Annotated in this window: 7 protein-coding genes and 1 pseudogene; all 8 read left to right on the forward strand. The window is 64.9% G+C overall.

The window, feature by feature from the left end:
- Positions 1–85: 85 nt before the first annotated feature.
- Positions 86–1,018, forward strand: coding sequence for a 2-hydroxyacid dehydrogenase (locus tag G3N58_RS11240; RefSeq protein WP_205999190.1), 933 nt, complete (start codon positions 86–88; stop codon positions 1,016–1,018).
- Positions 1,019–1,221: 203 nt separating this feature from the next.
- On the forward strand, positions 1,222–4,152 hold the full coding sequence (locus tag G3N58_RS11245) for a molybdopterin-dependent oxidoreductase (RefSeq protein ID WP_205999191.1): 2,931 nt from the start codon (positions 1,222–1,224) through the stop codon (positions 4,150–4,152).
- Between the two features lie 43 nt (positions 4,153–4,195).
- Complete coding sequence (locus G3N58_RS11250; RefSeq protein ID WP_205990560.1) at positions 4,196–4,978, forward strand: 4Fe-4S dicluster domain-containing protein; 783 nt, start codon at positions 4,196–4,198, stop codon at positions 4,976–4,978.
- Between the two features lie 31 nt (positions 4,979–5,009).
- The gene (locus G3N58_RS11255; RefSeq protein ID WP_167050411.1) at positions 5,010–5,966 is read left to right on the forward strand and encodes a DmsC/YnfH family molybdoenzyme membrane anchor subunit; all 957 of its coding nucleotides are present in this window, start codon (positions 5,010–5,012) and stop codon (positions 5,964–5,966) included.
- Between the two features lie 87 nt (positions 5,967–6,053).
- Positions 6,054–6,299 (forward strand): hypothetical protein, encoded by a 246-nt coding sequence (locus G3N58_RS11260; RefSeq protein ID WP_205999192.1) that lies wholly within the window; start codon positions 6,054–6,056, stop codon positions 6,297–6,299.
- A gap of 87 nt (positions 6,300–6,386) precedes the next feature.
- Positions 6,387–7,139, forward strand: a complete 753-nt coding sequence (locus G3N58_RS11265) for a Fic family protein (RefSeq protein ID WP_346778259.1) — start codon at positions 6,387–6,389, stop codon at positions 7,137–7,139.
- Between the two features lie 554 nt (positions 7,140–7,693).
- A complete protein-coding gene (gene wecB / locus G3N58_RS11270) occupies positions 7,694–8,899 on the forward strand; it encodes a UDP-N-acetylglucosamine 2-epimerase (non-hydrolyzing) (RefSeq protein ID WP_167283952.1) in 1,206 nt (401 codons plus the stop codon).
- A 51-nt stretch (positions 8,900–8,950) separates the two neighbouring features.
- A pseudogene (locus tag G3N58_RS11275) lies at positions 8,951–9,775 on the forward strand (cellulose synthase); the annotation flags it as partial.

Consider the following 9,775-nt stretch of genomic DNA (forward strand, 5'->3'; position numbering starts at 1 on the left):
ACACTCGGACATCATGGGTTCGGCTTGAGCCCTGTCCAAACCCCGTCCGAACTCCGTCCATTCACCCCGTCGGGACACTATCGTCATGAAGCCATCCCTGCTGGTTCTGATCCCTCTAAGCGACGCGAGCCGCGCGAGTGTCGAGGCCGCGTTCGACGTCGTCTACGCCCCCGAACCGACGCAGCGCGAAGCCGCGCTCGCCACGCACGGCGCGGCGATCCGCGCGGTGCTGACGAACGGCACGACGGGTCTTGCTGCCGCGGAAATCGACCGCATGCCGCGACTCGAACTGCTGAGCGCGCTTGGCGCCGGCTACGAAAACCTCGCCGTCGATCACGCGCGCTCGCGCGGCATCGTGCTCGTCAACGGCGCGGGCACCAACGATCACTGCGTCGCCGATCACGCGTTCGCGTTGCTGCTGGCCGTCGTGCGCGACATTCCGCAGCTCGACCGGGCGACGCGCGAAGGGGTATGGCGCGATCATCTGCCCTTGCATCCGAATGTGTCGAACAAACGTTTGGGGATCGTCGGGCTCGGCCATATCGGCGCGAAGATCGCGCGCCGCGCCGCCGGGTTCGACATGGAGGTCGGCTACCACAACCGCAAGCCGCGCGAAGATTCGCCGCTGCGCTATTTCGACAACGTCGCGGCACTCGCGCAATGGAGCGACTTTCTCGTCGTGGCGACGCCGGGCGGCGCGGGCACGCGGCATCTGATCGGCGAGACCGTGCTGGCGGCGCTCGGTTCGCGCGGCTTCGTGGTCAACGTGTCGCGCGGCAGTGTCGTCGATACGGCGGCCCTGGCCCGGGCGCTGGCAGCGGGAACCCTGGCGGGCGCGGCGCTCGACGTCTACGAGGGCGAGCCCGAACCGCCGCAGGCGCTGCTCGGGCTGCGCAACGTGGTGCTGACGCCGCATGTCGGCGGCCGCTCGCCGGAAGCGATCACCGCGTCGGTCGACAACTTTCTCGCCAACGCGCGGCGGCATTTCGCGGGCGAGCCAGTGCTGACGCCGATCTGAATCCGAACGGCGCGGCGGGGCGGCAACGCTGAAAGCCAAACGGAAACTATCGGCGAGCCGGATAGTTTCCGTCGCGAATCGCGATTTCCCTTGTGACGGCGACGCGCATACGATGGTCGCTATCGTATGAGCCGCCTGAGTAGTATGAGCAGCACGGATGACCCGCTGCTTCGGCTCATCCGCAACCGCGCCGGAGATCGCCCATGGAGCATCGCGCCCGCACGCAGAACGAGCGGCTCGACATCAAGACCACCACCTGCTACATGTGTGCGTGCCGCTGCGGCATTCGCGTGCATCTGCGCGATGGCGAGGTGCGCTACATCGACGGCAATCCCGAGCATCCGCTCAACCAGGGCGTGATCTGTGCGAAGGGCGCCTCGGGCATCATGAAGCAGTACTCGCCCGCGCGCCTTACGCAGCCGTTGCTGCGCAAGACCGGCGCCGAGCGCGGCAGCGCGCAGTTCGAGCCGGTCTCGTGGGAGGTCGCATTCGACCTGCTCGAAAAGCGCCTCGCCGCGATTCGCGCGACCGATCCGAAGAAGTTCGCATTGTTCACAGGCCGCGATCAGATGCAGGCGCTGACCGGTCTCTTCGCCAAGCAGTTCGGTACGCCTAACTATGCGGCGCATGGCGGCTTCTGCTCGGCGAACATGGCGGCCGGCATGATCTATACGATAGGCGGCTCGTTCTGGGAGTTCGGCGGGCCCGATCTCGACAGCGCGAAGCTGTTCTTCATGATCGGCACGGCCGAGGATCATCATTCGAATCCGCTCAAGATCGCGCTCTCGAAGTTCAAGCGCGCGGGCGGCCGCTTCATCGCGATCAATCCGGTCCGCACCGGCTATGCGGCGATTGCCGACGAGTGGGTGCCGATCAAGCCCGGCACCGACGGCGCGCTCTTCATGGCGTTCCTGCACGAACTGATCGCCGCCGACGCGTGGGATCACGAGTTCGTGCGCCGCTACACGAATGCGGCCGAGCTGATCGATCTCGACGAGGGTAGCGAGAACTTCGGCCTCTTCGTGCGCGATCCGCGGCGGCCCGTGGGCAATCCGCTGTTTCCGCAGAACCATCTCTGGTGGGACCCGGCCGCGCAGCGCGCGGTGCCGCATCACACGCCGGGCGTCACGCCCGCGCTCGACGGCCGCTATACGCTCGAGGACGGCAAACCGGTCACGCCGTCGTTCGCGTTGCTGCGCGAGCGCGTCGCCGCTTGCACGCCGGAGTGGGCCGCAGAAATCACCGGCATCGCGGCGGCAACGATCCGCCGTCTCGCCGGCGAAATGATCGAAACGAGCCGCCGGCATCGCATCACGCTGCCGATCCGCTGGACCGATGCCTGGGGCGAAACGCACGAAACGGTCAGTGGCAATCCGGTTGCCTTTCATGCGATGCGCGGGCTGGCCGCGCATTCGAACGGCTTCCAGTCGATTCGCGCGCTGGCGGTGCTGATGTCGCTGCTCGGCACGATCGACCGGCCCGGCGGCTTTCGTCACAAGTCGCCGTTTCCGCGCGCGGTGCCGCCGTCGGCGAAACCGCCGAACAGTCCCGACGCGGTCAAGCCGAATACGCCGCTCGCGACCGGCCCGCTCGGCTGGCCCGCCGCGCCCGAGGATCTGTTCGTCGACGAACACGGCGGCCCCGTGCGCATCGACAAGGCGTTCTCGTGGGAGTATCCGCTCGCGGTGCATGGCGTCATGCATAGCGTCATCACCAACGCATGGCGCGGCGATCCGTACCCGATCGATACGCTGATGATCTTCATGGCCAATATGGCGTGGAATTCGTCGATGAATACGATGAAGGTGCGCGAGATGCTGGTCGACAGGCACGCGAACGGCGAGTACAAGATTCCGTTTCTCGTCGTGTGCGATGCGTTCCAGTCGGAGATGACCGCGTTCGCCGATCTGATCCTGCCCGACACGACCTATCTCGAACGCCATGACGCGATGTCGATGCTCGACCGGCCGATCTCCGAGTTCGACGGTCCCGTCGATTCGGTGCGTGTGCCGGTCGTGCCGCCGACCGGCGAGTGCAAGCCGTTTCAGGAAGTGCTGATCGAACTTGCGGCGCGCCTGAAGTTTCCGGCTTTCACCACGGCGGACGGCGCGCGGCGCTTTCGCGACTATCCCGACTTCATCGTCCATCACACCACGTCGCCCGATTCCGGCGTCGGCTTTCTGATCGGCTGGCGCGGCAAGGACGGCGACAAGGCGCTCGTGGGCGAGCCGAATCCGCGCCAATGGGAGCAGTACGCGAAGAACAACTGCGTGTTCCATTACCGCTTGCCCGAGACCTTGCAGTACATGCGCAACTGCAACGGACCGTATCTCGACTGGGCGGTCAAAAACGGCTTCCGCAAATTCGGCGAGCCGATCCTGATCCAGCTTTACTCGGACGTGATGCAGAAATTCAGGCTCGCGGCGCAAGGGCGCACGCGCGGCCGACAACCGCCCGAGCATCTGCGTGCGCGCCTCGCAACCTATTTCGATCCGCTGCCGTTCTGGTATGCGCCGCTCGAAAGCGCCGTGACCGATCTCGCGCGGTTTCCGCTGACGGCGCTCACGCAGCGGCCGATGGCGATGTATCACTCGTGGGATTCGCAGAACGCGTGGCTGCGGCAGATTCATGGGGAGAACTATCTTTACGTGAATCCGCAAACGGCGTCGGCGCAGGGCATTGCCGATGGCGGCTGGATCTACGTCGAATCGCAATGGGGCCGCGTGCGCTGCATGGCGCGCTTCAGCGAAACCGTCGAGCCGGGAACCGTATGGACCTGGAACGCGATCGGCAAGGCGGCCGGCGCGTGGAATCTCGGCCCCGGCGCGAACGAATCGCAGCGCGGCTTCCTGCTCAATCACCTGATTACCGACGAACTGCCCGGCGGCGATGGGCAGGCCGCGCGTCTGTCGAACTCCGATCCGGTGACGGGGCAGGCCGCCTGGTACGACGTGCGTGTGCGGATCTATCCCGCCGAAGCCGACGCGCGGCATACGTTGCCGCAATTCGCCGCAATGCCTGAATTGCCCGGCTCGGTGGGCGGCGGTGGTGTCGTGTCGCGCATCGTGCAGACCTATTTCGCGGGCCGTGGCGAATTCGCGGCGCGTCTGCGCGGCGCGGCCCGCCGCAAGTAACGATGACGCTGACGATGGCGGAAGCGACGGCAAGGAGCGTGCGATGACCCAGATGGCGCTGGTGATCGACCTGAACGTGTGCGTGGGTTGCCAGGCATGCGTGACGAGCTGCAAGGAGTGGAACACGTCGGGCGAGTCGGGCAGTCTCGCGGACTTCAACCCCTACGACGCGGACCCGTCCGGCACGTTCTTCAACCGCGTGCAGAGTTTCGAGGCGGGCAGTTTCCCCGACACGGAGATGATCCATTTTCCGAAGTCCTGCCTGCATTGCGAGGACCCGCCGTGCGTGCCCGTGTGTCCGACCGGCGCGAGCTACAAGCGCAAGGAAGATGGTCTCGTGCTGGTCGATTTCGATCGCTGCATCGGCTGCAAGTATTGCGCGTGGGCGTGTCCGTACGGCGCGCGCGAGCTCGACGAAGGGCGCAAGGAGATGACCAAGTGCACGCTGTGCGTCGATCGCATTCACGATGACAAGCTCTCCGAGCGCGATCGCCAGCCCGCTTGCGTGCTCGCGTGCCCGACTTCGGCGCGGCTCTTCGGCGACATTCACGATCCGCAGTCCGTCGTGTCGCAAGCGATCAGGGAGCGCGGCGGCTATCAGTTGATGCCGGAGTGGGGCACGCGTCCCGCGAATCATTATTTGCCGCGCGTGCCGACCACGTCCGCCGGTTGCGGTGGCGACGCATGCGCGTGCAAATCGTCCGGCTCGGCGGCCGACGGTTCGACGCCCATGCCGGCCTCGCCCGAAGCGGAACTCGCATCGGAACTCGAAGCGCAGCTCGGACGCGGCGAACTGCATCTCGCGTCGATGGCGAAGCGCATCTGAACAACAGCATGAACAACAGCGAGACCTCACGATGAATCCGGCATTTTCCGTCGTATTCCTGACGACTTTGAGCGGCGCGGCGCAGGGCTTGCTGATTGCGCTCGTCGGCGTGGAGAGCGCGGCGTGGTGGGGTCTCGTTGCGCAACCGGCCGCCGCGACCGCGTTTTACGTCGCCGGCGCGGCATTGGCCGTGGTGCTGGGCGGCCTCGGACTGATCGCGTCGTTTTTCCATCTCGGCCATCCCGAGCGCGCATGGCGGGCGATCGCGATGTGGCGCACCTCGTGGCTGTCGCGCGAATGCCTGTGCCTGCCCGCGTTTCTCGCGTGCGCGTGCCTGTATGGCGTCGCGCACGCGTTTGGTTGGCCGTGGTCGCTTGCGCTCGGCTGGCTCGGCGTGCTCGCGAGCGTGGCGCTATTCGTCTGCACCGCGATGATCTATGCCTGCCTGCGCTTTCTGCAGGAATGGGCGACGCCGCTGACGCTCGTCAACTTCGTGTTGCTCGGCTGCGCATCGGGCTTCACGCTCGCGACGGCGCTCAGCGCATGGCTCGCGCCTGCGTTGACGGCCGGGCTCGCGATCTGCGCGTGTCTGCTGACGCTGGCGGGATGCGCGAGCCGTTCGGCCTCGCTCGTGCGCAATGCGCGCTTGCGGCCGAAGTCGACCGTGCAGAGCGCCACCGGCATTCGCAACCCGAAGCTCGTGCAGGTGACGCGCGGCTTCACGGCGGGCGCGTTCAATCTGCGCGAGTTTTTCCACGGCAAGTCGGCGGGGACGTTGCGTGGCGTTAAATGGGCTTTTCTCGCGGCTGCGTTCGTTGCGCCGGTGCTGTTGATCGTGCTCGGCGCGAGCCTGCATTCGATTGACGTGTCGTTCGGGCTGCTGGCCGCGGCCTCGCTCGTGCAGTATGCGGGGCTCGTTGCCGAGCGCTGGTTTTTCTTCGCGGAGGCGAAGCATCCGCAGAATCTTTATTACGCGCGGGTGGGGTGAGAGGCTGGGGCGGGGGAGTGATGCGGGCAACCGCGTGCGATTCCGAGGGAGGATGAGCCGATGCTATGATAGGCACATGTGCCTATCATGCACGACGCGCCCGTCTGTTATGCCGGTACGTCGATGACCAATCGGGAAAAATATCTCGTACTGTTGCAGCAAGCCGGCGTCACGCAGGTCGAGAGTGTCGCCTTGATTGCCCGGCAGACGCAACGGCCCTGTTCGCCGCGCACGGTACGGACCTGGCTCGCGAAGCCCGGGACGCCGAGCGCACGGCCTTGTCCTGGCTGGGCCATCGAGGCGCTCGAGCGCCAACTCGAGAATGAGAAATAACGCGACTCTTCCACAGGCCCGGGTGCTTGCCCTCGATGTGCCGATTCCTTGCGACACGGAAACGTGATGACTCTCCAACTACAGGCGCTGCTGCAAACGGTCGATGCCAGCAAGACGCAACTCGATGCGGCACGCCCGCTGCCGCCCCACACGCTCGCGTCGCTGCGCGAAAAGCTTCTGCTCGAGTGGACCTATCACTCGAATGCGATAGAGGGAAATACGCTCACACTGCGCGAAACCAAGGTCGTGCTCGAGGGTATTACCGTAGGCGGAAAGTCGTTGCGCGAGCACTTCGAGGCGACGAATCATCGCGACGCGATCCTGTATGTCGAAGAGATCGTCGCGAAAAGCGAAACGCTCTCGGAGTGGCAGATCCGGAATATTCACGCACTGGTGCTCAAGGCGATCGACGACAAGGAGGCAGGCCGTTATCGCCAGGAGAACGTGGTGATCGCGGGCGCCAGCACGACGCCGCCCGATTTTCTGCATCTGCCGGCGGAAATGAAGCAGTTGATCGCGTGGTATGACGGCGCGGGAGCGATGCATCCGGTCGAGCGGGCCGCGGAACTGCATACGCGGTTCGTCAGGATTCATCCGTTCGTGGATGGCAATGGCCGAACCGGTCGGCTGCTTCTGAACTTCGAGTTGATGAAGGCCGGTTATCCGCCGGCGATCATCCGGAAAGAGGACCGGCTCGCCTACTACAATGCCCTGGACGAAGCCTGCGTGAGCGGCAACTATGACAGCATTTTCGTGCTGGTCGCCCACTCCGTGCTGCGTTCGTTGACGACCTACCTCGATGTGCTCGGACTCGCCGATTCGAGGCGTGACGACGAGTGACCGGTGCGGGGTTCGGAACCGTTGTAAATCGCTCGCGCAATCTATGCCGCATGCGGCACAAACTTTTCATCTCTCCCGCCAATACACGACCGGATTGAGGTCATATTCGTGTCGTTTCCGTTTTGGAGCGCGTTCATTTTCGTTGGCGGTTCGGCACCGGGATAAAACCGGTTATTGTCGACACCCGTGCTCTTGCTGATCTTTCTCCCGTCAAGTTTTCCTGCTCAATAGGGGCGCGACTTGCCGTCTTTTTGCCGGCTGATAGCGCTATTCGCCGGGCACGTCCCGGCGGCAATTATTTGCGCTGTATAAGCCGCTATTTCCACGAATTTCCAGGTTTCACCTATGGACAGAAAATCGCCAAACGTTTGCGTTTTGCGAATTTAAATTTTCCTTATATTAATTTATCAATAATTTGCAGTTTGGCTCGATAAACACTGGCTTTTTTAGGATAAGGCCGCTTAGAATTCTTTCCCTTCGGGGGAGTCGATATAGCATCCGGCTCGATTAATTTTTAGTGACACCAAAACAAAAACGACGGTAACAACAACGCTATGGGGTCCAGAATTCTGTCGATATTTGGCACGCGACCGGAAGCCATCAAGATGGCGCCGCTCGTCATGCGACTCGAACGCGAGGCGGAAGTTGAATCAGTTGTTTGCGTGACTGGCCAGCACGGATCGATGCTCGGTCAGGTGCTCGATCTTTTCGGCATCAAGCCGCATTACGATCTGGCGGTGATGACGGCCAATCAGACACTCAATGGCCTGAGTGCGCGGCTCCTGACGTCACTCGACGAGGTGCTTGCCGCCACGGGGCCGGACCGCGTGCTCGTGCACGGCGACACCACGACCGCCTCGGTGGCGGCGCTGGCCGCCTTCCATCGCCGCATACCAGTCGGGCACGTCGAAGCTGGGCTGCGTACCGGCAACCTGATGCAGCCGTGGCCAGAAGAAATGAACCGTCGCGTGGTCGACGTCATGAGCGACCTGATGTTCGCGCCGACCCCGCGTTCGAAGTCGAATCTCGAAGCCGAACACCTGCATGGCCGGATTGTGGTGACCGGCAACACGGTGATCGATGCGCTGCTGGCCATTGCCGCTCGCCTGGACGGCGACGCCGCGCTGCGTGCCGAACTCGACGCGCGCGTGCCGCCGCTCGACGACGCTTTGCCGGTGCTGCTCGTTACCGGACATCGCCGCGAGAGCTTCGGCGACGGTTTCGCGCGTATCTGCGAGGCGCTCAACCATCTGGCGCGCAGCGGGAAGGTGCAGATCGTCTATCCGGTGCATTTGAATCCCAACGTGCGCGGACCGGTGCAGGCGACGCTTGGCGAGGTGCCGCACGTTCATTTGATCGAGCCGCTCGACTATCTGAGCTTCGTGAGGCTTATGCAGCGCGCGTCGATCATCCTGACCGACTCGGGTGGCATTCAGGAAGAGGCCCCTGCGCTCGGCAAACCGGTGCTCGTGATGCGTGACGTCACGGAGCGCCCCGAGGCGGTCGAGGCCGGTACGGTGCAGCTCGTCGGCACGAGCCGTGAGGGTATCTGCGATGCCGTGCTAGCCTGCCTCGAACGGCTCGACGATGCACCCGGGCCGATTCCGTGCAATCCATATGGCGACGGCTTGGCATCGCAACGCATCGTAGCGGCGCTGACAGGCAAACCCTTCGCGGACTTCCCCGCAACGCTCACCGATGCAGCCGATCCGCCCGCGCGCCGGCACGCCTCTTCCTTCGAATTTGCCGGCGAGGCGTAGCGCCCGCATCCAGCACGTCCGCTCCCGCCGCTTCTTTCCTGACAGACGATCGTGAATTCAACCTCTGCTTCGCGTGCCGAGCGCTTCGCACGCATTCGCCGTAGCGGGGCTTCCCGCTGCCTGCATATCGCCGGTTTGTTGCTGGGCTGCGCGCTCGCGGCCACCGGCGGCTTCGCGCCGGTTCCAGCCGCCGCCGCATCCGCCGATGGTTTTGCCGAGGCGCTGACCAGTGCAGGCAACAGCGTGACGACGCGAACCGTCGCACTGCGCGATCTCGGCGTGCGTGACGTCGCCGTGCTCGATGCGCCGCGGGCGAGCCGCGAGTACTACTTTCCGGTGCCGGCCGGTGTGCCGCTCGACGGCACCGAATTGCAGGTCGATGCCGACTATCTGCACGCCGACGGCGGCCGCACGACGATGCGCGTCTCGCTCGACGGCTCGCCCGTGCTGGCTCGCGCGCTCACGGAGCCGCGCGGCGACGCGGCGGCGAGCGTCGGCGTGAGCGGCGAACCGAGGCCGGGCGGCTATGTGCGCGCCGGGCTTGCGTGGGCGTCGGTGGTCAACGACGCGGACTGCGCGGATCAGACCGCGATCGGCAACGTGCTGCGGGTCGCGCCCACCACGCGTCTCACGTATCGCTACGACACGAACGACGTCAAGGATTTGCGGACCGCCTGGTCGGCCTTGCCGCCGGTGCCGTCCATCGTGATCTCGGCGCCGCGCGTGGCCGCGCCGGGCTACGACACGGCATGGCGCGCCGCCGCGCTGATGCAGCGCGACGGCCACGAGCCCGTGATCCGCGCATGGCCCAAGGCTGGCGACACGATCGATCTCGGTACGCTCGACGTGCCGGCGCCGCTGCGCGCGCTGCCGGCG

The organism is Paraburkholderia sp. Ac-20342 (genome assembly GCF_017104985.1).
GTDB lineage: Bacteria > Pseudomonadota > Gammaproteobacteria > Burkholderiales > Burkholderiaceae > Paraburkholderia.